The following is a 25,777-nucleotide window of genomic DNA, read 5'->3' as shown; positions in this document are numbered from 1 at the left end:
CAAAGAAACTTTGGGATGGACTCGGTTTGGTCTCGATATTGGATACGGTAAACCGGCTTAATCGCATAATCTGAACCGCCGTATACGGAGCCGTACGTACGGTGGTGTGAGAGGACGGCGGTCGCGAGACCGCCTCCTACTCGATTCTGCATGCACACTTGTCGTGTTATCGCCGCGAAGGGACAGGCGAATGGATCACCAAGGACGTGGGAATGCTGTTTACAAGTGTGTTCAAGCCAGTCGCACGCTGGCTGTTTTTATTCGGCATGCTGGGAATCGCCGAATGGGGAGGGGCGAACCCTGCATCGATTCCGGAACGCGGGATGTCTGCCCCCCACTCAAAGGTCGTGCTGAATGACCAGGAGTTGCGATGGATGGCCAGCCATCCACGGGTGGTGGTCACGGCACTGGAATATCCGTTGTACCTGTTCAAGGATGAACATGGTCAATGGACGGGCTTGAACAGTGATCTGCTCAAGCGCATCAGTGACATGACGGGCTTGCAGTTCGTTTACGAACAGTCTTTTTCCACCGATCAGATGCTGGCCCATCTGGAAAGCGGCGCGGCGGATTTGAGTACGACCCTGGCGATGAATGACGAACGCAAGGTATTTCTCGATTTCAGCCATGCGTTCGGCGGTGCCGGATGGGTCTTTGTCGGGCAGGCTGGGGCGCCGCCGGTGCATTCGCTGGAGGATATGGCGACGCGGGTACTGGTGCTGCCGACCCGGCATGCACTGGAAGCGGTGATCCGTCGTGATTATCCGTCCATCGAATTGCGTTCGGTTAAAACCTACGCCGAAGCCCGTGCCTGGGTTGAAAGCGACGAAGCCTACGTCACCATCGAAAACGAAATCGGCGCCCAGCATTTTCCGTCGGGTCGGCTGCAGATCGGGGCTGTGGTGCCGGGCAAATGGGATGCGGATTATCTGACGTTGCGCAAAGGTCAGCCGCAGTTGCTGAGTATCCTCAACAAGGCGCTTGAGGCGTTTCCTGCGCAGGAGCTGCGCGACCTTCGCCTGAAGTGGTTCGGCGGCGCTACCGTGCTACAGCCGCCTGGTCTCTGGCAGCGGATTGACCAGTGGGTCTGCTGGGGCATGTTTGTGCTCAGCCTGTTCGGGCTGTTGTCCCTGCTCTGGAATCGGCGGTTGGCGGTGGTGGTCAGGCAACGGGTCGAGGCCCAAAGGAGCCTGCGCGATCAGCTCGCCTTCCAGCATGCCCTGATGGATGCCATGCCTGACCCGATGTTTGTCCGTGATCTGCAAGGGCGCTTGATCATGTGCAACAAAAGTTATGAGGACGCCTTGTCGACACGTTTTGACCGGATGCAGGGGCGGCAGTTGATCGAGGTCGATGTCATGCCCAGACAAACCGCTGAACTGTTGCATGCCGAGTTTCTGGCGCAGTTGAGTACGCGCAGGACGCGCTTTTTCGAGCGTCAATTGATGTTCAAGGAAGGCGTCAGGGATATCTACCAGTGGACGGTGCCGTTTTACACGGCAGATGGCCAGCTACGAGGATTGTTGGGGGGCTGGGCCGACATCGCCCGTCGTACCCGACAGATGTGATGGTTGCGTTTTTTCTCTGTCATGTTCGCCGTGCATGCTCTCTTGACTGGGCTGCAGGTTCGCTTGCGGTCAGTACCCAGAACTTTCTTCTCGGGCCAGCGGTCATCTTTTTCAGGCATGCCCCAGGCACGTTGTTTCGGACTATTGAGTGGTGATCGGGATGGAAAGTATCAGTCTGTTGCTCGGTGAGGCGCTGAGCCCGTATCAGGTCACGTTGACCCCGTCAGGCATTCGTGGCGAATGCCGGATAACCCTGAAGAATGCTATCGGCGCGACCGTGGTCGAGCGCGCGTTCAATCAGGTCCAGTTGAATGACAAACGGCTGCTGACGGATGTGGTCGACGGTTTGCATCGCGACGTGCTGATCGCTGAAGGGCGCCTTGAGCCTTGTGTCATCGCGGCATTGCGTAATGCGGCGCAGGACAAGCTTCTGGCCAGCCGCAATTGAACGGATATTTGTGGGAACCTTCCCGCGCCCAGGTCAGTCAGACTTTGTAACAGCAGGATCGAGCATTGTGCTCCGGTGCTTGTAGCTTGCTGCTACTGGTCTCCAGGCAGGCCATGTTTAACCCCGGGTCGTCTCCCCACTTCCCGGGGTTTCTTTTTGCCCGGGATTTGTCATGGCTGCGCCAGATTGTCGAAAAACGCCTTGGTGTCTTTCAGGTAGTGCGGGTCCAGCCAGGCGGCGTAGGCCTCATCAAGGCGCTCGCGGGGAAGCGTTGTTGCCGTAATGAGGGGGCAGCGCATCGGCTGGCGCTTCAGTTTAGATGGCTCCGTCTTTGCGCAACTGTGCGATCTGTGCCACGTCATAGCCAAGCTCTTGGAGTACCTGTGCGTTGTGCTCACCCAGTTGTGGCCCGACCCATTCACATTCCCCAGGTGTCTCTGAGAGTTTCGGCACAATGCCCGGCATCTTGAAGTCTTTGCCGTCCGGCAGCTTGGCCTGCAGGAACATTTCCCGCGCCAGGTACTGAGGGTCATTGAACATGTCTTCGGCGCTGAAGATCCGGCTGGCCGGCACCTCGGCCTGATTGAGCCGCGCCAGCACCGTGTCCAGCGGCAACGAGTTGACCCAGCGATCGATGACGCCATAAATCTCGTCGCGTCGGGCATCGCGGCCATCGTTGCTGGCAAGCAGAGGATCGTTGGCCAGGTCTTCCCGGTCAATGATCAGCATGAAACGTTTGAAAATCGCGTCGCCATTGGCGCCGATCTGCACGTGCTTGCCATCGGCGCTGGTGTGGATCGAGGACGGGGTGATGCCCGGCATGATGTTGCCCGTGCGTTCGCGAATGAAGCCGAACACATCGAACTCCGGGACCATGCTTTCCATCATCGCGAAGATGGCTTCGTACAGCGCCACGTCCACCACTTGCCCCTGGCCACCGTTGACCTCGCGATGACGCAGGGCCATCAGTGCGCCGATCACGCCCCAGAGCGCGGCAATCGAGTCGCCGATGGAAATGCCGGTGCGCACCGGTGGCCGGTCTTCGAAGCCGGTGATGTAGCGCAGGCCCCCCATGGATTCACCAACTGCGCCAAAGCCGGGCTGATCTTTCATCGGGCCGGTCTGGCCGAAACCCGACAGCCGCACCATGACCAGTTTCGGGTTCAAGGTGTGCAGGACGTCCCAGCCCAGGCCGAGTTTCTCCAGGACGCCGGGACGAAAGTTTTCGATCAGAATGTCTGCTTCACCCAGCAGCTGTTTCAGGATCGCCTGACCGTCAGGGTGCTTGAGATTGAGGGTCAGGGACTTTTTATTGCGGGCCTGGACGAACCACCACAACGAAGTGCCTTCATACAACTTGCGCCATTTGCGCAATGGATCACCGCCGTCCGGGGACTCGACCTTGATCACATCGGCACCGAATTCAGCGCAAATGCGCGAAGCAAACGGGCCGGCAATCAAGGTACCCAATTCGATGACTTTCAGACCGGAAAGCGGTTTGGCGGTGAGCGGCATGCGGGATCCTGCAGGACAAGGGATGAGCGATTAGAGCGTTTTAACATAGCCGACTGTCAGGCGCTCCAGCTTGATTGTGTTCAATTCGTGGATTGCCCGTCGCATCGGTTAGACTTGCCGCCTTTCCTCGTATCAAGAAGCCCGTTCATGGCCCAGCCGTCCACGACCTACAAGTTTGAACTGAACCTCACCGACCTCGACCGCAGCGTCTACGAGAGCGTGAAGCAGACCATCGCCCGTCACCCTTCGGAAACCGAAGAGCGCATGACCGTGCGCCTGCTGGCCTACGCCCTCTGGTACAACGAGCAACTGTCTTTTGGCCGTGGTCTGTCGGAAGTGGATGAACCGGCCTTGTGGGAAAAAAGTCTGGATGACCGCGTCCTGCACTGGATCGAAGTCGGCCAGCCCGATGCCGAGCGCCTGACCTGGTGCTCGCGCCGCACCGAGCGCACCAGCCTGCTGGCCTATGGCAGCCTGCGCGTCTGGGAAACCAAAGTGATCCCGGCGATCAAAAATCTGAAAAACGTACATATCGCGGCTGTTCCGCAGGAAGTCCTGGAAACCCTGGCCAAAGACATGCCGCGCGTTATCAAGTGGGACGTGATGATCAGCGAAGGAACGATTTTCGTCACCGACGACCGTGGTCAGCACGAAGTCCAGTTGCAGTGGCTGGCCGGTGAGCGCGGCTGATTATTCGCCATTGCACCGCGTCACCCGGTTTTATCCTACGTATCGAAGAGAAGCATCATTCACCCCATGCGCATCGAACCTCGCCTGCTGCCCGACACCCTGCCATTCCTCGGTGATATTCCGCCGCTGCTGACCCGCCTGTACGCGGCGCGGGGTGTGCAATCCGAGGCAGAACTGGACAAGAGCCTGGCGCGGTTGATTCCATTCCAGCAGCTCAAGGGCATCGATGCCGCCGTGGATCTGCTGGTGACGGCGCTCGAACAGCGCCAGCGCATTCTTATCGTCGGCGACTTCGATGCCGACGGCGCGACGGCCAGCACTGTGGGCACGCTGGGCCTGCGTTTGCTGGGCGCGGCGCATGTCGATTATCTGGTGCCAAACCGTTTCGACTACGGCTACGGCCTGACACCGGAGATCGTCGCGGTGGCGCTTGAGCGTCAGCCGCATTTACTGATTACCGTCGACAACGGCATCTCCAGTGTCGAAGGCGTGGCCGCGGCGAAAAAGGCCGGGCTCAAGGTGCTGGTTACCGATCACCACTTGCCCGGTGACGAGCTGCCGTTGGCCGACGCCATCGTCAATCCGAACCAGCCAGGTTGCGAGTTCCCGAGCAAGGCACTGGCCGGGGTCGGGGTGATTTTCTATGTGCTGATGGCCCTGCGTGCGCGGTTGCGCGAACTGGGCTGGTACACAAGCAAGCCGCAGCCGAATATCGGCGAACTGCTCGATCTGGTGGCCTTGGGCAGTGTGGCCGACGTGGTGCCGCTGGATGCCAACAACCGGATTCTGGTGCATCAGGGCCTGGAGCGCATTCGTGCCGGACGTTCCCGGCCGGGGATCAAGGCGATCCTCGAGGTGGCCAAGCGTGACCATGCACGTATCACTTCCACCGACCTGGGCTTCATTGTCGGCCCGCGGCTGAACGCGGCGGGGCGCCTGGATGACATGAGCCTGGGCATCGAATGCCTGCTGACCGAAGACGCCGGTCTGGCCCGTGAGATGGCGGCGCAACTGGACGGCATGAACCAGGATCGCAAATCCATCGAGCAAGGCATGCAGCGTGAAGCGCTGGCGCAGCTCAAGGATCTGCCGGTGGAGTCGATGCCGTTCGGCTTGTGCCTGTTCGATCCCGAGTGGCATCAGGGCGTCATCGGTATCCTCGCGTCACGGATGAAAGAGCGCTATTTCCGCCCGACCATCGCCTTTGCCGATGCCGGAGATGGCCTGCTCAAGGGCTCGGGGCGTTCGGTCCAGGGCTTTCACATCCGCGACGCCCTGAGCGTGGTGGCGGCGCAGCATCCGAATCTGATCACCAAATACGGTGGCCACGCGATGGCGGCCGGCCTGACGCTACCGGAAGAAAATTTCCCCTTGTTCGCCGAAGCCTTTGACGCTGAAGTGCGCCGGCAACTGCGCGAAGAAGACCTGACTGGCCGCCTGTTGTCGGACGGCACCCTGGCGGTGGAAGAGTTTCACCTGGAGCTGGCCCGTGCCCTGCGGCATGCCGGTCCTTGGGGGCAGCACTTCCCGGAACCCTTGTTTCATGGGGTGTTCCAGTTGGTCGAGCAGCGCGTCGTTGGCGAACGGCACCTTAAAGTCGTACTGAAAAGTGAATGTGGTTCGGTGAAACTCGACGGCATTGCCTTCGGGATCGACCGCGACATCTGGCCGAATCCGACCATCAAGTGGGTGGAACTGGCCTACAAACTCGACCTCAACGAGTTTCGTGGCAACGAGACGGTCCAGCTGATGATTGCCCACATCGAACCGCGTTGAGCCCACACCTGTAGGAGCGAGCTCGCTCGCGATGGACGTGAACGATGGCGCTGGGAACCTGATACCCCGCGGTGTCCTGTCGTCCATCGCGAGCGAGCTCGCTCCTACAAGGGGGCGACATCCGTCGATGTCGACTAGGCTCTAAGCACTGCTTGATTTTGGCCTTGTGACGTCTTGTCGAATTTTTTGCCCGCGGGGGCGGGTGCTGTACCTTTTTCCTGTCACTCGTCGACTATTCAAACAGAACCTGGAGCCTGCCCACTGATTCGAGAGGTGCCCCATGAGTCTGCTGCTTGAACCCTTTACCCTTCGCCAATTGACCCTGCCCAACCGCATCGCGGTATCGCCGATGTGCCAGTACTCCAGTGCCGATGGCCTGGCCAATGACTGGCACCTGGTTCACCTCGGCAGCCGCGCTGTCGGCGGGGCCGGGCTGGTGTTTACCGAAGCCACGGCGGTCACCGCCGACGGGCGTATCACCGCTCAGGACCTCGGTCTGTGGAATGACGAGCAGATCGAACCCCTGCAACGCATCACCCGCTTTATCACCGCCCAGGGCGCCGTTGCCGGCATTCAGCTGGCCCATGCCGGGCGCAAGGCCAGCACCTACCGGCCGTGGCTCGGCAAGCATGGCAGCGTCAAGCCCGATGAGGGCGGCTGGGTGCCGGTCGGACCTTCACCGATCGCATTCGATCCACAGCACACCCAACCCAGACAACTGGATGACGGCGAGATCGCGAAGGTGATCCAGGCCTTTGTCGATGCGGCAAAACGCTCACTGACGGCCGGTTTCAAGGTGGTCGAAGTGCACGCGGCCCATGGTTACCTGCTGCATCAGTTCCTGTCGCCGTTGAGCAATCAGCGTCGCGATCAATATGGCGGCTCCTTCGAAAATCGTATTCGGCTGGTGCTGCAGGTCACCGAAGCGGTGCGTGCGGTGTGGCCTGAAGAGTTGCCGGTGTTTGTCCGGGTCTCGGCCACCGACTGGGTGGAAGATGGCTGGAACCCCGATGAAACGGTGGAACTGGCACGCCGCCTCAAAGCCCTGGGGGTCGACCTGATCGACGTCTCGTCGGGCGGGACGGCGGTGAATGCGGAGATTCCCACAGGGCCGGGTTACCAGACCCGCTTCGCCGAGCGTGTACGCAAGGAGTCGGGCATGGCCACCGGCACGGTTGGCATGATCACCGAGCCGGCCCAGGCCGAGCACATCCTGCGCACCTGTCAGGCGGACATCATCTTCCTGGCCCGTGAGTTGTTGCGCGATCCCTACTGGGCGTTGCATGCAGATGACGATCTGGGCGGGCACAAGGCCGTGTGGCCGTCGCAGTATCAGCGGGCGACTCACCGTGAGCAGCCGATTCATGAATCGGATTTGCGCGACTGAAATCCATCGATACGAAAAAGCCCCTGAATCGCGAGATTCAGGGGCTTTTGTTTATGCCGGTGACCGATCAGGCCGCTTCGATCTTGCTGCGGTTCAGTTCGACCTTGTTCAGGTAGTCCTTGAGCTTTTCCTGCTCGGCCACCGTCGTGAACAAACCGAGCTTGCTGCGACGCCAGAGGATGTCGTGGGCGCTGGTGGCCCATTCTTCGTTGCACAGATAGTCGACTTCGCGGGTGTAGAGACCGCCGCCGATGTGCTCGCCCATATCGCTGAGGTCCTGTACGCCTTCGAGCATACGCCAGGTACGGCTGCCGTAGGTGGTGGCCCAGCGGCGAGCGATCTCGCTCGGTACCCAGTCGAATTTGTCGCGGATACGCGAGCTCAAGGCTTGCGGGGTGGTCATGTCTTCACCGCCCGGCAGCGTGGCGCTGGCGGTCCAGCTTGGCTTGATGTGTTTGAAATACGGTGCCAGTTGCGCCAGCGCCGACTCGGCCAGTTTGCGATAGGTGGTGAGCTTGCCGCCGAACACCGACAGCAACGGAGCCTCTTCGCCTGTGCCAGACAGCGCCAGGGTGTAGTCGCGGGTCACGGCCGACGGGTTGTCGGATTCGTCGTTGCACAGCGGGCGCACACCGGAATAGCTGTGCAGGATGTCGTCGCGGCTGATCTGCTTTTTGAAATGGGCATTGACCACGTTCAGCAGGTAATCGGTTTCGCCATCGGTAATTGCCACTTTCGCCGGATCGCCGGTGTACTCGCGGTCGGTGGTGCCGATCAGGGTGAAGTGATTCAGGTACGGAATGGTGAACACGATGCGCTGATCTTCGTTCTGCAGGATGTGCGCGTGTTCGCCTTCGTATAGTTTCGGCACGATCAGATGGCTGCCCTGGATCAAGCGGATGCCGTATGGCGATTCCATCTTCAAGTCATCGCGAATGAACTTGGCGACCCATGGCCCGGCCGCATTGACCAATGCCTTGGCGCGGATCGAAAACAGACTGCCATCGGCACGCTCCAGGTGCAGGTGCCACAGGCCCTTGGTGCGACGCGCGCTGACGCAGCGGGTCTGGGTGTGAACGTGGGCGCCGTTTTCCCGGGCGGCCATGGCGTTCAACACCACCAGGCGCGCGTCATCCACCCAGCAATCGGAGTATTCGAAGCCCTTGGTGATCTCGCTTTTCAGTGCGTTGTCAGGGCCGAACTTCAGGCTTTTCGAACCTTGCAGTTGCTCGCGCTTGCCCAGGTTGTCATAGAGAAACAGACCGGCGCGAATCATCCACGCCGGGCGCAGGTGCGGGCGGTGCGGCAACACGAAACGCATTTGCTTGACGATGTGCGGAGCCTTGGCCAGCAGTACTTCACGTTCGGCCAAGGCTTCACGCACCAGGCGGAATTCGTAATGCTCGAGGTAGCGCAGGCCACCGTGAATCAGCTTGCTGCTGGCCGACGAGGTATGGCTGGCCAGGTCATCCTTTTCGCAAAGGAACACCGAGAGACCGCGACCGGCGGCATCCGCTGCGATCCCCACGCCATTGATCCCGCCACCGATGACGGCGATATCGTAAACCTCGGCGAGAGGGGGCGTGGGCAAGGTGGAAGTGGGCATCGGCTCGGCCTCGGAGTTCTTTGATGTTCTGTATTTGAATTCGAACATTAATGTTCATTTACGAAAATACTAGCCCATAAAGACGCGCACAGCCAGCCAGCTTCGATTGAAAATACTCATCGAAGGGCCGTTAAAGGAAAATTTACGAACATAAAAGCAAAAGATCGCGCTTGGGCGATCTTTTAAGACTGGAAAGGGTTTAAACGACTTCCAGCCGAACCTTGTGCTGGTTCAGCAGTTGCGCCAGCGCCGGGGAAGGCTGCTGATCGGTGACCAGGCAATCGACGAGGCTGATCGGCCCCAGGCGAATCATGGCGTTGCGTCCGAATTTGCTGGAGTCGGCCGCGAGGATCACTTGCCGGGCATTGGCGATGATCGCCTGGGATACCCGCACTTCCTGATAGTCGAAGTCCAGCAGGCTGCCGTCTTCATCGATGCCGCTGATGCCCACCAGGGCGAAGTCGACCTTGAACTGATTGATGAAATCGACACTGGCCTGACCGACCACACCGCCATCGCGCCGTACGTTGCCACCGGTCAGCAGCACGTCGAAGTCGTCCTTGGCGCTGAGCATCGAAGCCACATGCAGGTTGTTGGTGATGATTTTCAGGTGACTGTGGTTGAGCAGTGCCCGGGCAATGGATTCGGTGGTCGTGCCGATGTTGATGAACAACGAGGCATGGTCGGGAATCTGCGCGGCAATGGCTTCGCCGATACGCTGTTTCTCGTCGCGCATCTGATCGGCGCGCATGGCGTAGGCGGTGTTTTCAACGCTGGAGTCGTAAGCCGCGCCGCCGTGGTAGCGACGCAACAAATTGGCTTCCGCGAGCTGATTGATGTCGCGGCGGATGGTCTGCGGGGTAACAACGAACAACGTGGCCATTTCCTCGATACTGACATAGCCGCGTTCGCGGACCAGTTCGAGGATTTGCTGCTGACGGGGAGGCAGATTCATTGGGCGTCCTTTGGGCTGCCGTGCAAAATTTGCCCATGATGCCGCAGGAATCCGCTCCCGACCAGTTACATACAGATACGAGCCCGTATCCCGGTTTATTCAGCCTCGTCTTCAGCCGCCCAATTGCGAGTACGGCTGACCGCTTTTTTCCACCCTGCGTAGAGTTTTTCCTTCGCGGCTTCGTCCAGCGTCGGCTCGAACTGGCGCTCGATCACAGCCTTGCCACGCAACTCTTCCAGGCTGCCCCAGAAGCCACACGCCAGACCGGCCAAGTAAGCAGCGCCCAGCGCCGTGGTTTCGCGCATTTGCGGACGCTCGACCTGGGTACCGAGGATGTCGGCCTGGAACTGCATGAGGAAATTGTTGGCCACTGCACCGCCGTCCACGCGCAGAGCTTTCAGACGCTCCCCAGAGTCTTGCTGCATGGCGTCCAGCACGTCACGGGTCTGGTAGGCAATCGATTCCAGCGCGGCCCGAATGATGTGATCCACGCGTACGCCGCGGGTCAGTCCGAACAATGCACCACGGGCGTACGGGTCCCAGTACGGTGCGCCAAGTCCGGTGAAGGCCGGCACCAGGTACACGCCGTTGCTGTCCTTGACCTTGTTGGCGAAGTATTCGGTGTCGTGGGCGTCGTTGATGATCTTCAGTTCGTCACGCAGCCATTGCACGGTGGAGCCGCCGTTGAACACCGCACCTTCCAGGGCATAGGCCACCTCGCCACGCGGGCCGCAGGCGATGGTGGTCAGCATGCCGTGTCGGGATTTCACGGCTTTGTCGCCAGTGTTCATCAGCAAGAAGCAGCCAGTGCCGTAGGTGTTTTTCGCCTGGCCTGGCTCGACACACATCTGGCCGAACAGAGCGGCTTGCTGGTCACCGGCAATGCCGCCGATGGCGATGCCGCTTTTGGTGTGGCCGTAGATCTCGGACGACGATTTGACTTGCGGGAGCATCTCACGCGGGATGTCGAGGACTTCCAGCATCTTCGCGTCCCACTCCAGGGTGTGGATGTTGAAGAGCATGGTGCGCGAAGCGTTGGTGTAGTCGGTGACATGCACCTTGCCGCCGGTAAATTTCCAGATCAACCAGCTGTCGACGGTGCCGAACAGCAGCTCACCGTTGCGCGCGCGTTCGCGGCTGCCTTCGACGTTGTCGAGGATCCACTTGAGCTTGGTGCCGGAGAAATACGGGTCGGTGACCAGGCCTGTGGTGTCGCTGATGTATTGCTCGTGGCCATCGCGCTTGAGTTGCTGGCAGATCTCGGTGCTGCGTCGGCACTGCCAGACGATTGCGTTGTAGATCGGGCGGCCGGTGTTCTTGTCCCAGACCACGGTGGTTTCGCGCTGGTTGGTGATGCCGATGGCTGCTACCTGGTCATGGTGCAGGCCGGCTTGTGCAAGGGCCTCGACCATCACTGCGCTCTGGGTGGCGAAGATCTCCATCGGATCGTGCTCAACCCAACCGGCTTGCGGGTAATGCTGAGCGAACTCCCGTTGGGCGGTGCAGACCACGTTCGCGTCGCGGTCGAAAATGATCGCGCGGGAGCTGGTCGTACCCTGATCGAGGGCAATGATGTAGTTCTTATTCTGTGTGTCGGTCATGTCGATTGCCTTGGACGAAATAAGGGAGTGAGGTCTGGCGCGTGATCAAAGGGCAGGGGCACGCGCCAACGGTATCAAGAAGTTCTGGGTTTGCCGTCAATGGCAGCTGTTGCATCCTTTGTAGCAGGTACAGCGCCGTGCAGATGGCGGGCAATCAGCCCGCGATAGGCGGCGGCGCCGAGGCAGGCACCGACAATCGGTGCAAAAACAGGAATCAGGAAATACGGAATATCGCGTCCGCCGGTGAAGGAAATTTCACCCCAGCCAGCGAAGAAAGTCATCAGTTTAGGACCGAAGTCCCGCGCAGGGTTCATGGCAAAACCGGTCAGCGGTCCCATCGAACTGCCGATCACCGCAATCAGCAGGCCGATCAGCAGCGGTGCCAGCGGGCCTTTTGGCAGGCCATTGTTGTCATCGGTCAGGGACATGATCACGCCCATCAGGATGGCTGTAATGATCACCTCGACCAGAAATGCCTGGGCGGTGGTCAGCACAGGATTCGGGAAGGTGGAGAACACGGAGGCCAACTCAAGGCTGGCTTGAGTGCCGCGAACCATGTGGTGCGTTTGTTCGAATTCGAAGAATAGATTGCTGTAGAGCGTGTAGACCAACAGCGCTCCACAGAAGGCACCCGCCACTTGGGCGAGTACGTAGAAAGGCAATTTACGCTTTTCGAAGTCCGCGAAAATGCTCAGGGCAATACTGACGGCAGGGTTCAGATGAGCCCCGGAAACCCCGGCGGTAAGGTAGATCGCCATGCTGACGCCGACGCCCCAGATAACGCTGATTTCCCACAAGCCAAAACTGGCACCCGCGACCTTGAGCGCGGCAACACAGCCTGTACCAAAAAAGATCAGCAGCGCTGTACCCAGAAACTCGGCCATGCATTGGCTCGAGAGCGACGGTTGTTGTAAAGCAGTTGTCATTGAAACCTCAATTTTTTTTGTTGTCTGGCGCTTTTCCCATCATGGTCGGAGCGCGGTTTTCGCCGAGGCAGGATCCCCATCCTGGTCGCGGTTTACTGCTGGGTGCAGCGGTAGGACGTTTCGTGCAGTTTCAGAAACGAAAAAATATAGACAAGAAACGCTGATGTCAAAGGTCGAAAGTGAACCATCGGTCACAAAAAAACTATTCGCTGCATGAATGAATGAGTCATTGCGCAATGGGATGGCCAGGCAATGGCGTTATGGATGCGCCGCCGTAGAGCCTTTTAACGATCAATGTCCTAGAATCGGGCGCAGTATTTTTCTTCTGCCGCCCAGTCTGGAGCTGTCATGACCCCCGCATTGGATTTGTTGAAAAAGGTTCGGGCCGAACATCGCGTACACAGTTACGAACATGACCCGAAGGCCGCCTCCTACGGGTTGGAAGCGGCGGAAAAACTCGGGCTCGATCCGGCGCAGGTGTTCAAGACTTTGCTGGCGGCCAGCGAAAAGGGCGAGTTGCTGGTGGCCGTGGTGCCGGTTGTCGGCAGCCTGGACTTGAAAGGGCTGGCCCACGCCGCGGGCGTGAAAAAGGTCGAAATGGCCGACCCGGCGGCAGCGCAACGCTCTACTGGCTATCTATTGGGCGGGATCAGTCCGCTGGGGCAGAAAAAGCGCTTGCGCACATTCATCGATAATTCAGCCCAGTCCTTCGCCAGTATTTTTGTCAGTGCGGGTCGACGTGGACTGGAAGTCGAACTGGCACCGGCCGTGCTGGCCGAGCACACCCAGGCGAAATTTGCCGATATCGGTCGGGTGTGAGCGCTGTATGGTGAAAATCTGCCCGCTCTGTCACTGGCGCTCGTTCGGCCGGCGCTGCATGCTCAGCGGACAAACCAAGGGAGAAGGTTATGCAGCTTGAGTTTCATCAGGTCGACGCGTTCAGCAATCAGCCGTTCAGTGGTAACCCGGCGATGGTCTATCGGCTCGATACCTGGCTCGCCGATGAGTTGATGCAAAAGATTGCCGCCGAGCACAACCTCGCCGAAACGGCGTTTGTCGTGCGCGAAGGGCAGGGCTGGCACATCCGCTGGTTTACGCCGACCACCGAGGTGCCATTGTGTGGTCACGCGACGCTGGCTAGCGCCTATGTGCTGTTTGAGATCTATAAAGAGCCTGTCGAGCGACTGGACTTCACCTGTAAGTCCGGCCCGTTGAGCGTGACGCGGGAGGGCGCAGGCCTGTGGCTGGACTTCCCGGCGATCACGGCGTCACCGGTGAACGCGGTCTCGGAAATCGAGCGTGCACTGGGTGTGAAGGCTGTTGAGCTACTGGGTTCGAATGAACTGTTTGTGGTGCTGGAGTCCGAGCAAGCCGTGCTCGACTGCAAGCCGGACATGGTGGCCCTGGCGAAACTGCCATGGTTGGGCGCCATCGTGACCGCGCGGGGCGAGCAGCACGATTTCGTTTCCCGCTATTTCGCCCCGGCAATCGGCATCAATGAAGACCCGGTGACCGGATCGACCCATTGCCTTCTGATTCCGTACTGGTCAAAGCATTTGGGCAAGTCGAGCCTGACGGCTTTTCAGCGTTCGGCGCGGGGTGGGGAATTGTTCTGTCGACTGGAAGGCGATCGAGTGAAGATCGGCGGGAATGCGACGCTCGTAGCAAGCGGAACGCTGATGTTGGGTTAACGCAAATCCAATGTAGGAGCGAGCTTGCTCGCGAAGGCGGATTGTCAGTCAACATCATCATTGGCTGACACACCGCCTTCGCGAGCAAGCTCGCTCCTACAGGGTTTTTTGTGTATCAGTTGGCCGTGCTGTGACGCCGGACACCTGGTTCAACAGCAGGAATCTGCGCCGCCGTGCTGCCGGACGCCTGGAACAGCACCAGGTGTTCAGCCGCGACACGAATACCCACATCCGCCCCAACCTGGCGATCGACATGGCTCGGGAAGATCGATTCCAGCTGTGCGCCTGTCGGCAGCTGCAAGCGATACAGGGTCGACGCACCCAGGAACGTCTTGCCGGCGATTCGCGCCTTCAGTGCGCTATCCGGCGCGTAGACGATATCGTCCGGGCGCAGCAGCACATCAACCGCACCCCCTACCGGCCAGGTGTAGGCCCGGTTGCCGCGCAATTCGCCGAGCTCGGTTTGCACCGATTCCGGGCTGCTCAACTGACCGCGAATGAAATAGCCCTGGCCGATGAAACTCGCCACGAAGGGTGTCAGCGGTTCGTGATACAGGTTGTAGGGCGTATCCCACTGTTCCAGGCGACCTTCCTTGAACACGCCAATGTGGTCACTGACTGCGAAGGCTTCTTCCTGGTCGTGAGTCACCAGAATCGCGCTGGTGCCTCGGGCCTTGAGGATGTCGCGTACTTCGTGGCTGAGCTTGCGGCGCAATTCACCATCTAGGTTGGAGAACGGCTCGTCGAGCAACAGCAATTGCGGATCCGGCGCCAGTGCGCGGGCCAGGGCGACACGTTGCTGCTGGCCACCTGAAAGTTCGTGGGGGAAGCGCTTGCCGAGGTTCTTCAGGTTGACCAGTTCCAGCAGTTCTTCGGTAACGCGATCCATTTGCGGATGCTTGCGAATGCCGAAGGCGATGTTGTCGGCCACGCTCAAATGCGGAAACAGCGCGTAGTCCTGGAACACCATGCCAATGCGACGTTTCTCCGGAGCAAGGGTGAAGCCGGCGCTGGAGATGGTTTCGCCCGCCAGCTGGATTTCGCCTTCATGTATCGGTTCAAAGCCGGCAATCGCCCGTAGTGTGGTGGTCTTGCCGCAGCCCGAAGAGCCGAGCAGGCAACCGATGTCACCAGCGTTCAGATGCAGGTTCAGGTTCTGTACTACACGCTGGTCCTGATAGCCGCAGGCGAGGTTGCGCAGGTTAAGCAGTAAAGGCTGGCTCATGCGTGGTGGTACGCCGGTTCGACGAGAAACTCGAGCAAGGCCTTTTGCGCGTGCAGGCGGTTTTCGGCTTGATCCCAGGCCACCGAACGTTTGTCGTCGAGCAGGTCGACGCTGATTTCTTCGCCGCGGTGCGCCGGCAGGCAATGCATGAACAGTACGTCTTCAGCGGCCAGGTCAAGCAGGGCGCGGTTGACCTGGTACGGTGCGAACAGCTTCAGACGCTTGGCGGTTTCTTCTTCCTGACCCATGGAGGTCCAGACGTCGGTGCTCACCAGGTGTGCACCGCGCACGGCTTCTTTCGGGTCGCGAACGATGGTGACCCGATCGCCGGCTTTGGCCACGAATTCAGGATTGGGCTCGTAGCCTTCCGGGCAGGCCACGCGCAACTGGAAGTCGAACTGGATCGCCGCTTCTATATAACTGTTGCACATATTGTTGCCGTCGCCGATCCAGGCCACGGTCTTGCCCTGGATGGAGCCGCGGTGTTCGAGGAAGGTCTGCATGTCCGCCAGCAACTGGCACGGATGCAGGTCATCGGACAGGCCGTTGATTACCGGTACGCGGGAGTTGGCGGCGAATTCGGTCAGGTTGCTGTGGGCAAAGGTACGGATCATCACTGCGTCGAGCATGCTCGACATGACGATGGCGCAGTCGCCGATCGGCTCGCCACGACCCAACTGGGTGTCACGTGGCGACAGAAAGATCGCCTGGCCGCCGAGCTGGATCATGCCGGCCTCGAAGGAGATCCGGGTGCGGGTCGAGGATTTCTCGAAAATCATCCCCAGGACGCGGTTTTTCAGAGGCTCGAACAGTACGCCGCGGTTACGCAGGTCCTTGAGCTCAACGCCTCGACGGATCACGCTGACCAGCTCTTCGGGCGTGCAATCCATCAGGGAGAGAAAGTGCCTTGCGCTCATCATTGACTACCTTTTGCTACAAACCGCAGATGCTCAAAGCCTTGTTTAACGGAACAACGGGCGAGACCTGCGGCGTAAGCCGCACGGGGCGACGAAATAGGGGAAGGCGCGATCTTATAATTAAATGTCGCGTCTTACCAATAGGGCTACAGTTTTTAGGGAGTTTCAGAGGTGCTACGGGTTCACCGAGGTAGCGCTTTTGAAGCCTGTTTCCTGATAGCAGCGCCTCATTTGTACACCGGCCCCTCGGGGCTTGGCAATCAGGCGGGGCGGCAATGGTGCGCTGACAGTCGGTTTCTGACCTGTCATTCATCAGCGCCGGGCTCGACGAACACTGGCGCCTGATCGGCGAACTGACCTGCGTGCAGGGCCCCCACGGGCCGATTGAAACCCTTCAGGAAATCCACTTGCAGGCGCCGTCCAGGCTGCCTTCGAACTGAACTCCGGCGGCCATCGGCTGGCCTGATAACCCTCGATTCACAAGACGCACGTCGCTGGCGTGGCGGCGGGTCTGGCGCCATAGTTTTGTTTCCGCGGCCATCGTTGCCCGCCCATAACAAGACAGTGACTGGCCATGACCAAGACTCTCCATCACCGTGCGTGCCATTTGTGCGAAGCCATCTGTGGCCTGACCATCGAAACCACTGAGGTCGAAGGCGGTAACGTCCAGATCACATCGATCAAGGGCGACCCCCAGGATACGTTCAGCCGTGGGCACATCTGCCCCAAGGCCGTGGCCCTGCAAGACATTCAGAACGATCCGGATCGTTTGCATCAGCCGATGCTGCGAGTAGGCAATGAATGGCAGCCCATCGAATGGGAGGCGGCATTCAATCTGGTCGCCGAACGCCTCGCCGCCATTCAGGAGCGTCACGGGCAAAACGCCGTGGCGGTCTATCAGGGCAATCCGAGCGTGCACAATTACGGGCTGATGACCCACAGCAATTACTTCCTCGGACTGCTGAAAACCCGCAACCGGTTTTCCGCGACGTCGGTCGACCAATTGCCCCATCACCTGACCAGTCATTTGATGTACGGCCACGGTCTGTTGCTGCCGATCCCGGACATCGATCACACCGATTTCATGCTGATCCTGGGCGGCAACCCGCTGGCTTCAAACGGCAGCATCATGACCGTGCCAGATGTGGAAAAACGCTTGAAGGCGATACAGGCCCGGGGCGGCAAAGTGGTGGTGGTCGATCCGCGCCGTAGTGAGACGGCGGCGATTGCCGATCAGCATCTGTTCGTGCGCCCGGGTGGTGATGCCGCGCTGTTGTTCGGCATGCTCAATACCTTGTTCGCTGAAGGTCTGACCCGCGACAGCCATCTGCCGGTGGACGGCCTGGAGGACGTGCGCGAGGCCGTCGCGCCGTTCACTGCCGAGGCCATGAGTCCGTTGTGCGCCGTACCGGCCGAACAGATCCGCCAGTTGGCGCGGGACTTCGCCGCGGCACCGAGTGCAGTCTGCTATGGCCGCATGGGCGTTTCGACCCAGGCCTTCGGTACGCTGTGCCACTGGGTGGTGCAGTTGATCAATCTGGTCACCGGCAATCTCGATCGCGTGGGTGGTGCCTTGTGCACCGAGCCAGCGGTGGATCTGGTGGCGACGACTTCGGGCGGGCATTTCAATCTGTGGCAGAGCCGGGTTTCCGGGCGCCCGGAATACGCCGGAGAACTACCTGTCTCGGCGCTGGCCGAAGAGATGCTCACCGAAGGGGAGGGGCAAGTCCGGGCGTTGATCACTGTGGCAGGCAATCCGGTGCTGTCCACGCCCAATGGCCGAAAGCTCGAGCAGGCGCTGGACGGGTTGGAGTTCATGGTCAGTATCGACCTGTACATCAATGAAACCACGCGTTACGCCGACTTGATCCTGCCGTCCACATCGGCGCTGGAAAACGACCATTACGACACCACGTTCAACCTGTTTGCGGTGCGCAACGTCAGCCGTTTCAACCGCGCCATCCTCGCAAAACCCCAAGGTGCATTGCACGACTGGGAGATTTTCGTCGGCCTGGCCAAGACATTTGCCGCCAGGACCGGTAAAGAGTTGAAACCCACCATCGCCCCCGCACAAATGATCGATCGCGGTCTGCGCATGGGGATGTACGGCGACACGTCAGAGCACAAGCTGTCGCTGGCGACTTTGTTCGATCATCCCCATGGCGTCGACCTGGGCGCTCTCAAGCCTAACCTGGCACCACGCCTGAAGACTGCCAATCAACGCATCCAGGCAGCGCCGGCCGAGATTCTCGCTGACCTGGCGCGCTTCGCAGCCTTGCAGGCGCCGGTCGCCGACGAGTTGTTGATGATTGGCCGCCGGCATGTACGCAGCAACAACTCATGGATGCATAACTATCATCGGTTGGTGAAGGGCAAACCACGTCACCAGTTGCTGATGCATCCGGACGACCTGGCCAGTCGCGGGCTCAGTGACGGGCAACGTGTGCGGGTCAGCTCGCGGGTGGGGGTAATTGAGGTCGAAGTGCTTGGCAGTCTGGACATGATGAAAGGCGTGGTCAGCCTCCCTCACGGCTGGGGTCACGCGCGGCCGGGCGTGCAAATGTCGATTGCCAGCAGTCAGCCGGGCTCAAGCGCCAACGACCTGACCGACGAATGCCGGCTTGACGAACTGTCGGGAAATGCCGCGCTCAATGGCGTACCGGTGACCGTGGCCGCAGCTTGAGTCAGTCTGACGGAGAGACCGAGCAGGGCGCTCGGCTTTCCGTTACAATGCGCCACCGTGCCGACCCATGAGTCGGAAAGTTCAGCCGAGGTGCTCCATGGATATCATCGAAACGATTAAAGAGCAGATTGCTAACAACACCATTCTGCTTTACATGAAAGGCTCGCCGAATGCCCCGCAGTGCGGCTTCTCCGCGAAAGCCGCGCAGGCCGTGATGGCGTGTGGCGAAAAGTTTGCGTACGTGGACATCCTGCAGAACCCGGAAATCCGCGCCAACCTGCCAAAATACGCCAACTGGCCGACTTTCCCGCAATTGTGGGTGGGTGGCGAGCTGGTCGGCGGTAGCGACATCATGACCGAGATGGCTGCTGACGGTTCGTTGCAGACCACCATCAAGGCTGCTGTTGAAGCCGCTGCTGCCAACAAGTCCGAAGCCTGATTCGGTTCCTGCTCCCTGTAGGAGCGAGCATGCTCGCGATGGTCGTTAACGATAACGCTGGGAGCCTGGTTCCCCGCAGCGCTTTCTGGTCCATCGCGAGCATGCTCGCTCCTACAATAAAAGCAGCAGGCACAAAAAAGCCCCGCCTCTTTAAAAGAGAGCGGGGCTTTTTATTGCATCGAAATTAACGGCGTAGAACTTACTCGTCTTCGCCCATCTGCGATTGCAGGTAGTTCTCGATACCAATCTTGTCGATCAGGCCCAGTTGGGTTTCCAGCCAGTCGATGTGTTCTTCTTCGGACTCGAGAATGTCTTCGAGCAGTTCACGGCTGCCGAAGTCGCCAACTTTCTCGCAATGCGCGATGGCCACTTTCAGATCGGCATGGCCGGTTTTTTCAATACGCAGGTCACACTCGATCATTTCCTTGGTGTGCTCGCCGATGTGCAGCTTGCCCAGGTCCTGGACGTTCGGCAGGCCTTCAAGGAACAGGATCCGCTTGATCAGCTTGTCCGCGTGCTTCATCTCGTCGATGGATTCGTGGTACTCGTGCTTGCCGAGCTTGTTCAGGCCCCAATCTTCATACATGCGCGCATGCAGGAAGTATTGATTGATCGCGACCAGCTCATTGGCGAGGATCTTGTTGAGATGCTGGATGACTGTAACGTCGCCTTTCATGATGGGGTCCTGCCCTTTATTAGCTGTCAATAGGGCAGAGTCTGAGCCGCGTATTTAAGGGTGTCAAACCTAAGTTATTGAAACTTAAATGAAAATTAATCTGAATAAGAATGTTTGTGTTCCGCGTCTAGAGCATAACTAGTTGATTTTGAGGCATAAAAAAACCGGACGTATGTCCGGTTCTTTGATATTCGATAGTTAGGCCGCGGTAAATTCTGCTGGAAAGGGAATTGCAGCCTGGGCCGTTTGCAGTTTGGTCAGGGTCTCGCGGACCACTTCCTTGGCGAGGCAGGCACATTTGCCGCATTGACTGGCAACGCCGGTAGCCACACGGACTTCCTTGTAGCTGCAGCATCCTTCATAGATCGCATCGCGGATTTGACCGTCGGTGACGCCAGTGCAGAGGCAAACATACATAAGGAAGGTCCGTCGCTGATTGTGACTCAATTGCGATGGATCTTAATGTTAACGAGAATGATTGTCAAAGTGGTTTCAGGGCACTTTTTGTCATAAATGGGTATGGCTGACGAACGGTCTGCCTGGCAAATTGGTGATGCAAAACCGTCGGGGATTTCATCGTACGGGGAAAAAACAGCTAAGCCAGCTCAAACACGCGGTGTATGATGGCCGGTCTTTTGCGACCGGGGATCGTGTCACAGGGCTGTCGCCTCAGGGTGGCAGGCTGATGCGAACCCTGTTTCTCACGCTATTACACCAGGAGATATCCAATGAGCGTACTCGTAGGCAAGCAAGCCCCTGACTTCACCGTACCGGCCGTACTCGGCAATGGCGAGATCGTTGACAGCTTCACCCTGTCCTCGGCGATCAAAGGCAAATACGGCCTGGTGTTCTTCTACCCACTGGACTTCACCTTCGTTTGCCCGTCCGAGCTGATCGCTCTGGACAACCGCATGTCTGAGTTCAAGGCACGCAACGTTGAAGTGATCGCTGTTTCGATCGACTCGCACTTCACCCACAACGCATGGCGCAACACTCCAGTGAACAATGGCGGTATCGGCCAGGTTCGCTACACCATGGCTGCCGACATCAAGCAGGACATCATGAAGGCCTACGACGTTCAGTCCGCTGACGGCGTGGCTTTCCGTGGCGCGTTCCTGATCGACGACAAAGGCGTTGTCCGCTCGCAGATCATCAACGACCTGCCGCTGGGCCGTAATATGGAAGAGCTGCTGCGTCTGGTCGACGCTCTGCAATTCCACGAAGAGCACGGCGAAGTCTGCCCTGCCAACTGGAAAAAAGGCGACAAAGGCATGAACGCTTCGCCTGAAGGCGTTGCGGCTTACCTGACCGAGCACGCTGCCGCTCTGTAAGGCGCACGCTCCAGCTATAAAAAGCAGGTACAAAAAAACCGGCCTTCGAGGCCGGTTTTTTTATGCGTTGGATTCTGACCCTGTAGGAGCGAGCTTGCTCGCGATGGATTCAAGAACACCGCTGGGTGTCAGGCTCCCCGCGTTATCGTTCACGACCATCGCGAGCAAGCTCGCTCCTACAACACATCAATCGTCGAAGTCTTCCCAGCCGCCCATCTGTTTCCAGCGATTGACGATGCCGCAGAACAGCTCTGCCGTCTTCTCGGTGTCATAGCGTGCCGAATGAGCTTCGCGACCGTCGAAATCGATGTCCGCAGCCTGGCACGCCTTGGCCAGCACGGTTTGGCCGTAGGCCAGGCCCGCGAGCGTTGCGGTATCGAAACTGGAGAACGGATGGAACGGATTGCGCTTCATGTCCAGGCGCGCAACCGCTGCATTCAGGAAGCCCAGGTCGAAGCTGCTGTTATGCCCGACCAGGATCGCCCGTTTGCAACCATTGGCCTTGAGGGCCTTGCGCACGCCGCGGAAGATATCGTTCAGGGCAGACTCTTCACTCACGGCCATGCGCAGCGGGTGATCGAGCTTGATCCCGGTGAACTCCAGGGCCGCCGCTTCGATGTTCGCGCCTTCGAACGGCTCGACACGGAAGAAGTAGGTGTGATCCGGATAAACAAAACCCTTTTCATCCATGGCGATGGTGGTCGCGGCGATCTCCAGAAGGGCGTCGGTGGCCGAATTGAAGCCACCGGTTTCTACGTCGACGACAACCGGCAAGTAACCACGGAACCTGGCCGCCATTGGATGACGAGGGCCGCCTCCGCCGCCATTGCCTTCCAGTTCGTCGTCGAAATGGTCTTCACTCACGCGTGTTCCTCCAGCAGGCGCCAGCGCAGTTTTTCACCGGCGCGCAGCGGGATAACGGTCAGCTCGCCAAATGGCAGGCTGGTCGGGGTGGTCCATTCTTCGCGGACCAGGGTGATGCGATCGGTGTTGGCCGGCAGGCCGTAGAAGCGCGGGCCGTTGAGGCTGGCGAAGGCCTCGAGCTTGTCCAGCGCATTGCGCTGTTCGAAGGCTTCGGCATACATCTCGATTGCCGCATAGGCGGTGTAGCAACCGGCGCAACCGCAGGCCGCTTCCTTGGCGTGCTGGGCGTGGGGCGCCGAGTCGGTGCCGAGGAAGAACTTCTCGCTGCCGCTGGTGGCGGCGTCGAGCAGGGCTTCCTGGTGGGTATTGCGCTTGAGGATCGGCAGGCAATAGAAGTGCGGCCGGATCCCGCCCACCAGCATGTGGTTACGGTTGTACAGCAGGTGGTGAGCCGTGATGGTCGCGCCGACGTTGGCCGAAGCCGAGTTGACGAACTGCACGGCGTCCGCGGTGGTGATGTGCTCGAAGACCACTTTGAGGGTCGGGAAGCGCTCGACCACACGGCGCATGTGTTCATCGATGAAGATTTTTTCGCGGTCGAAAACGTCGACATCACCACGGGTGACTTCACCGTGAACCAGCAACGGCATCCCGACTTCGGCCATGGCCTCGAGTGCGGGGAAAATCTTGTCGATGCTGGTGACGCCAGAGTCCGAGTTGGTGGTCGCGCCGGCCGGGTACAGCTTGGCGGCGTGAATGAATCCGCTGGCCTTGGCCTCGCGAATTTCTTCAGGCTGGGTGCGGTCGGTCAGGTACAGGACCATCAGTGGCTCGAACAGGCTGCCGGCCGGGCGGGCAGCGAGAATCCGCTGGCGATAGCCGTCGGCTTCGGCCGCGTTGCGCACCGGTGGAACCAGGTTGGGCATGATGATGGCGCGGCCAAAGGTGCGCGCGACATCCGCGACGGTATTGGTCAATACGGCACCATCGCGAAGATGAATATGCCAGTCGTCGGGACGCAGCAGGGTCAGGCGGTCGGACATGAGGGGATTCCAGGCGGGTCAAACTCAAGGGAATGCTACCGGAAAAGACTCTTGCAGGCACTCGCTATCAAGTTTTGCGCGAAGCTTCCGATATCCAACGGGTATGCCGTAAACATGTGTGTGTCGGTCTTTTTGTTGTAGAAGCCAGTGGAGCCTCCCGTGCGCCAGCGTTTTTTTGCCTTGCTCAGTGTGTTTGCCAGCCTTCCCGCGATGGCGCTCACTTTCCAGACCCGTCTGGAGAGCATTGAGTGGACGGTCGAGGGTGACAAGTTCGAATGCCGCATGACTCAGCCGATTACCGACTTCGGTTCGGGCGAGTTCGTGCGTCGCGCCGGCGAGCAGGCGACGTTTCGTCTGAAAACCTACAACCCGATGATTGGCGGTGGCTCGGCGACGCTGCTGGCCGCTGCCGCGCCGTGGCAACCGGGGCGTAACGATATCAACCTGGGCACGGTGAGAATCGGCAGCGGCAACGTGGTGTTCAACAGTTCACAGGTTCAGGCCGGACGCCTGATCAGCGGACTGATGGACGGTCGCAGCCCGGTGGTTCGCCATTTCGCGGGGGATGGCCGGGTGTCGGAAGTGCGCTTGCTGCCGGTCAGGTTCACCAAGGCGTTTGCCGATTACCAAAGCTGCGTGGCCAAACTGTTGCCGCAGAACTTCGAGCAGGTGAAACAATCCGAAATCGGCTTCCCCGGCGGCGGAATCGAGCTCGACGGCGCCGCGAAGGCCAAGCTGCAGGTGATGCTGGAGTACATGAAGGCCGATCCGACGGTCAATCGCATCGAGCTCGACGGTCACTCCGACAACAGTGGCAACCGTCTGACCAACCGCGACTTGTCGCGGCGCCGGGCCCTGGCAGTGATGGAGTTCTTCAAGGCCAACGGCATCCAGGAGTCGCAAATCACCGTGCGTTTCCATGGTGAGCGTTATCCGTTGGCGCCTAATACCAACAACGCCAACCGCGCGAAGAACCGACGGGTAGCGGTACGCCTGGAGCGCGGAGCACCTGTGGAACAAGTCGCCCCGCAAGCGACGAAAGCGGCCACTTCGGCAACTTCCTGACCCGGCGGTCATCGTCGCGCCCTCGACAGAATCTGTCGCTTCGTCGTCATAAGCTGTCGCGCCACTGTAAATTATTCTGTATGAGCGGTAGACTTCCCGGCTTTCCGTAGAACCCCGTGGAGTGATGGCATGGCGGACGTAAACAAGGTCGTTCTGGCGTATTCCGGCGGCCTGGACACTTCGGTGATCCTCAAGTGGCTGCAGGATACTTATAACTGTGAAGTGGTGACCTTCACCGCTGACCTGGGTCAGGGCGAAGAGGTCGAACCTGCACGCGCCAAGGCTCAGGCCATGGGCGTGAAAGAGATCTACATCGACGACTTGCGCGAGGAGTTCGTGCGCGATTTCGTTTTCCCGATGTTCCGCGCCAACACCGTTTACGAAGGCGAGTACCTGCTGGGTACTTCCATCGCTCGTCCGCTGATCGCCAAGCGCCTGATCGAAATCGCCAACGAAACCGGCGCTGACGCCATTTCCCACGGCGCCACCGGCAAGGGCAACGACCAGGTTCGTTTCGAATTGGGCGCGTACGCCTTGAAGCCTGGCGTGAAAGTGATCGCTCCGTGGCGCGAATGGGACCTGCTGTCCCGTGAAAAGCTGATGGATTACGCCGCGAAGCACGCGATTCCGATCGAGCGTCACGGCAAGAAGAAATCCCCGTACTCGATGGATGCCAACCTGCTGCACATCTCCTATGAAGGCGGCGTGCTGGAAGACACCTGGACCGAGCACGAAGAAGACATGTGGCGCTGGACCGTTTCCCCGGAAAACGCACCCGACAAGCCGCAGTACCTGGAACTGACCTACCGCAACGGCGACATCGTCGCGCTGGACGGCGTCGAAATGACTCCGGCCACCGTGCTGGCGACCCTGAACCGTATCGGTGGCGAACACGGTATCGGCCGTCTCGACATCGTCGAGAACCGCTACGTGGGCATGAAGTCCCGTGGCTGCTACGAAACCCCGGGCGGCACCATCATGCTGCGTGCCCACCGTGCGATCGAATCGATCACACTGGACCGCGAAGTGGCTCACCTCAAGGACGAGCTGATGCCCAAGTACGCCAGCCTGATCTACACCGGCTACTGGTGGAGCCCTGAGCGTCTGATGCTGCAACAGATGATCGATGCGTCCCAGGTCAACGTGAACGGCGTTGTGCGCCTGAAACTGTACAAGGGCAATGTGATCGTCACTGGCCGCAAGTCCGACGACTCGCTGTTTGACGCCAATATCGCGACCTTCGAAGAAGATGGTGGCGCGTACAACCAGGCGGATGCAGCGGGCTTCATCAAGCTCAACGCCTTGCGCATGCGCATTGCAGCGAACAAAGGCCGGAAGCTGTTCTGAGACCTTTGATATCGTGATGGATGC

The 25,777-nt window shown here is 59.4% G+C and carries 25 protein-coding genes; 12 read left to right on the top strand and 13 right to left on the bottom strand.

The genetic code is table 11. The features are described from left to right. Positions 1 to 212: 212 nt before the first annotated feature. Both AC1DKH_RS10880 and AC1DKH_RS10875 read left to right on the top strand, forming a co-directional pair. Positions 213 to 1,568 (top strand): transporter substrate-binding domain-containing protein, encoded by a 1,356-nt coding sequence (locus AC1DKH_RS10880; protein WP_477798154.1) that lies wholly within the window; start codon positions 213 to 215, stop codon positions 1,566 to 1,568. A gap of 160 nt (positions 1,569 to 1,728) precedes the next feature. Next, entirely contained in the window at positions 1,729 to 2,016 is a 288-nt protein-coding gene (locus AC1DKH_RS10875; RefSeq protein WP_477754252.1) for a DUF3509 domain-containing protein, read from the top strand. Between the two features lie 170 nt (positions 2,017 to 2,186). On the opposite strand, the gene AC1DKH_RS10870 is transcribed toward AC1DKH_RS10875, so the two are convergent. Continuing rightward, positions 2,187 to 2,315, bottom strand: coding sequence for a hypothetical protein (locus AC1DKH_RS10870; RefSeq protein WP_477798153.1), 129 nt, complete (start codon positions 2,313 to 2,315; stop codon positions 2,187 to 2,189). A 16-nt stretch (positions 2,316 to 2,331) separates the two neighbouring features. Continuing rightward, the gene (locus tag AC1DKH_RS10865) at positions 2,332 to 3,531 is read right to left on the bottom strand and encodes a CaiB/BaiF CoA transferase family protein (protein ID WP_477798152.1); all 1,200 of its coding nucleotides are present in this window, start codon (positions 3,529 to 3,531) and stop codon (positions 2,332 to 2,334) included. Between the two features lie 147 nt (positions 3,532 to 3,678). Here AC1DKH_RS10865 and AC1DKH_RS10860 point away from each other — a divergent pair, with 147 nt between their 5' ends. The 3 genes from AC1DKH_RS10860 (at position 3,679) to AC1DKH_RS10850 (ending at position 7,384) form a co-directional block, all read left to right on the top strand. Then, positions 3,679 to 4,221: a YaeQ family protein gene (locus tag AC1DKH_RS10860; protein ID WP_223459916.1), complete on the top strand. Its 543-nt coding sequence runs from the start codon at positions 3,679 to 3,681 to the stop codon at positions 4,219 to 4,221. Positions 4,222 to 4,287: 66 nt separating this feature from the next. After that, entirely contained in the window at positions 4,288 to 5,997 is a 1,710-nt protein-coding gene (recJ, locus tag AC1DKH_RS10855; RefSeq protein ID WP_477798151.1) for a single-stranded-DNA-specific exonuclease RecJ, read from the top strand. Between the two features lie 280 nt (positions 5,998 to 6,277). Beyond that, on the top strand, positions 6,278 to 7,384 hold the full coding sequence (locus AC1DKH_RS10850) for an NADH:flavin oxidoreductase/NADH oxidase (RefSeq protein WP_477798150.1): 1,107 nt from the start codon (positions 6,278 to 6,280) through the stop codon (positions 7,382 to 7,384). A 67-nt stretch (positions 7,385 to 7,451) separates the two neighbouring features. On the opposite strand, the gene glpD is transcribed toward AC1DKH_RS10850, so the two are convergent. The 4 genes from glpD to AC1DKH_RS10830 all read right to left on the bottom strand — a co-directional run bounded on the left by glpD (position 7,452) and on the right by AC1DKH_RS10830 (position 12,472). Continuing rightward, positions 7,452 to 8,990 (bottom strand): glycerol-3-phosphate dehydrogenase, encoded by a 1,539-nt coding sequence (glpD, locus tag AC1DKH_RS10845; protein ID WP_477798149.1) that lies wholly within the window; start codon positions 8,988 to 8,990, stop codon positions 7,452 to 7,454. A 199-nt stretch (positions 8,991 to 9,189) separates the two neighbouring features. Continuing rightward, the gene (locus tag AC1DKH_RS10840) at positions 9,190 to 9,945 is read right to left on the bottom strand and encodes a DeoR/GlpR family transcriptional regulator (RefSeq protein WP_007971301.1); all 756 of its coding nucleotides are present in this window, start codon (positions 9,943 to 9,945) and stop codon (positions 9,190 to 9,192) included. A 95-nt stretch (positions 9,946 to 10,040) separates the two neighbouring features. After that, positions 10,041 to 11,546: a glycerol kinase GlpK gene (gene glpK, locus AC1DKH_RS10835; RefSeq protein ID WP_477754248.1), complete on the bottom strand. Its 1,506-nt coding sequence runs from the start codon at positions 11,544 to 11,546 to the stop codon at positions 10,041 to 10,043. Between the two features lie 74 nt (positions 11,547 to 11,620). Continuing rightward, positions 11,621 to 12,472 (bottom strand): MIP/aquaporin family protein, encoded by an 852-nt coding sequence (locus tag AC1DKH_RS10830; protein ID WP_477754247.1) that lies wholly within the window; start codon positions 12,470 to 12,472, stop codon positions 11,621 to 11,623. 348 nt (positions 12,473 to 12,820) lie between these two features. Between AC1DKH_RS10830 and ybaK the strand changes: the two genes are divergently transcribed. Together ybaK and AC1DKH_RS10820 are read left to right on the top strand one after the other, a co-directional pair. Further along, on the top strand, positions 12,821 to 13,291 hold the full coding sequence (gene ybaK / locus AC1DKH_RS10825; protein ID WP_477754246.1) for a Cys-tRNA(Pro) deacylase: 471 nt from the start codon (positions 12,821 to 12,823) through the stop codon (positions 13,289 to 13,291). An 89-nt stretch (positions 13,292 to 13,380) separates the two neighbouring features. Continuing rightward, the gene (locus AC1DKH_RS10820) at positions 13,381 to 14,163 is read left to right on the top strand and encodes a PhzF family phenazine biosynthesis protein (RefSeq protein WP_477798148.1); all 783 of its coding nucleotides are present in this window, start codon (positions 13,381 to 13,383) and stop codon (positions 14,161 to 14,163) included. Positions 14,164 to 14,278: 115 nt separating this feature from the next. Here the strand turns inward: AC1DKH_RS10820 and AC1DKH_RS10815 are convergent, their stop codons facing one another. The 3 genes from AC1DKH_RS10815 to AC1DKH_RS10805 all read right to left on the bottom strand — a co-directional run bounded on the left by AC1DKH_RS10815 (position 14,279) and on the right by AC1DKH_RS10805 (position 16,846). Beyond that, the gene (locus AC1DKH_RS10815) at positions 14,279 to 15,388 is read right to left on the bottom strand and encodes an ABC transporter ATP-binding protein (RefSeq protein ID WP_477798147.1); all 1,110 of its coding nucleotides are present in this window, start codon (positions 15,386 to 15,388) and stop codon (positions 14,279 to 14,281) included. Beyond that, entirely contained in the window at positions 15,385 to 16,305 is a 921-nt protein-coding gene (gene argF / locus AC1DKH_RS10810; protein ID WP_218426903.1) for an ornithine carbamoyltransferase, read from the bottom strand. The genes AC1DKH_RS10815 and argF overlap by 4 nt, the downstream gene beginning before the upstream one ends. A gap of 394 nt (positions 16,306 to 16,699) precedes the next feature. Continuing rightward, positions 16,700 to 16,846: a hypothetical protein gene (locus AC1DKH_RS10805; RefSeq protein ID WP_477798146.1), complete on the bottom strand. Its 147-nt coding sequence runs from the start codon at positions 16,844 to 16,846 to the stop codon at positions 16,700 to 16,702. Positions 16,847 to 16,879: 33 nt separating this feature from the next. On the opposite strand from AC1DKH_RS10805, the gene AC1DKH_RS10800 reads away from it, so the two are divergent. Together AC1DKH_RS10800 and grxD are read left to right on the top strand one after the other, a co-directional pair. After that, entirely contained in the window at positions 16,880 to 18,988 is a 2,109-nt protein-coding gene (locus AC1DKH_RS10800; RefSeq protein ID WP_477798145.1) for a molybdopterin oxidoreductase family protein, read from the top strand. Positions 18,989 to 19,085: 97 nt separating this feature from the next. Beyond that, positions 19,086 to 19,427 carry a Grx4 family monothiol glutaredoxin gene (grxD, locus tag AC1DKH_RS10795; protein ID WP_034149018.1) on the top strand — a complete coding sequence of 114 codons (342 nt, stop codon included), beginning with the start codon at positions 19,086 to 19,088 and terminating at the stop codon, positions 19,425 to 19,427. A 199-nt stretch (positions 19,428 to 19,626) separates the two neighbouring features. On the opposite strand, the gene bfr is transcribed toward grxD, so the two are convergent. Together bfr and AC1DKH_RS10785 are read right to left on the bottom strand one after the other, a co-directional pair. Beyond that, positions 19,627 to 20,103, bottom strand: a complete 477-nt coding sequence (gene bfr, locus AC1DKH_RS10790) for a bacterioferritin (RefSeq protein WP_110660658.1) — start codon at positions 20,101 to 20,103, stop codon at positions 19,627 to 19,629. A 198-nt stretch (positions 20,104 to 20,301) separates the two neighbouring features. Further along, on the bottom strand, positions 20,302 to 20,520 hold the full coding sequence (locus AC1DKH_RS10785) for a bacterioferritin-associated ferredoxin (protein ID WP_008053520.1): 219 nt from the start codon (positions 20,518 to 20,520) through the stop codon (positions 20,302 to 20,304). Positions 20,521 to 20,831: 311 nt separating this feature from the next. Here AC1DKH_RS10785 and AC1DKH_RS10780 point away from each other — a divergent pair, with 311 nt between their 5' ends. Next, complete coding sequence (locus tag AC1DKH_RS10780) at positions 20,832 to 21,434, top strand: peroxiredoxin (RefSeq protein WP_477752702.1); 603 nt, start codon at positions 20,832 to 20,834, stop codon at positions 21,432 to 21,434. Between the two features lie 186 nt (positions 21,435 to 21,620). Here AC1DKH_RS10780 and rnt read toward each other — a convergent pair whose 3' ends face one another. Both rnt and pyrC read right to left on the bottom strand, forming a co-directional pair. Further along, positions 21,621 to 22,298 (bottom strand): ribonuclease T, encoded by a 678-nt coding sequence (gene rnt / locus AC1DKH_RS10775; protein WP_046043606.1) that lies wholly within the window; start codon positions 22,296 to 22,298, stop codon positions 21,621 to 21,623. After that, positions 22,295 to 23,341, bottom strand: a complete 1,047-nt coding sequence (gene pyrC / locus AC1DKH_RS10770) for a dihydroorotase (RefSeq protein WP_477752701.1) — start codon at positions 23,339 to 23,341, stop codon at positions 22,295 to 22,297. The genes rnt and pyrC overlap by 4 nt, the downstream gene beginning before the upstream one ends. Positions 23,342 to 23,500: 159 nt before the next feature. Here pyrC and AC1DKH_RS10765 point away from each other — a divergent pair, with 159 nt between their 5' ends. Then, positions 23,501 to 24,406, top strand: a complete 906-nt coding sequence (locus AC1DKH_RS10765) for a flagellar protein MotY (protein ID WP_477760089.1) — start codon at positions 23,501 to 23,503, stop codon at positions 24,404 to 24,406. Between the two features lie 129 nt (positions 24,407 to 24,535). Continuing rightward, positions 24,536 to 25,753 (top strand): argininosuccinate synthase, encoded by a 1,218-nt coding sequence (locus tag AC1DKH_RS10760; protein WP_007972320.1) that lies wholly within the window; start codon positions 24,536 to 24,538, stop codon positions 25,751 to 25,753. Positions 25,754 to 25,777: the final 24 nt, after the last annotated feature.

The sequence above is a fragment of the Pseudomonas sp. 05L36 genome, assembly GCF_056398125.1.
Note: the sequence above shows the minus strand (reverse complement) of the source record. Positions and strands in the feature narration are given on the sequence as shown.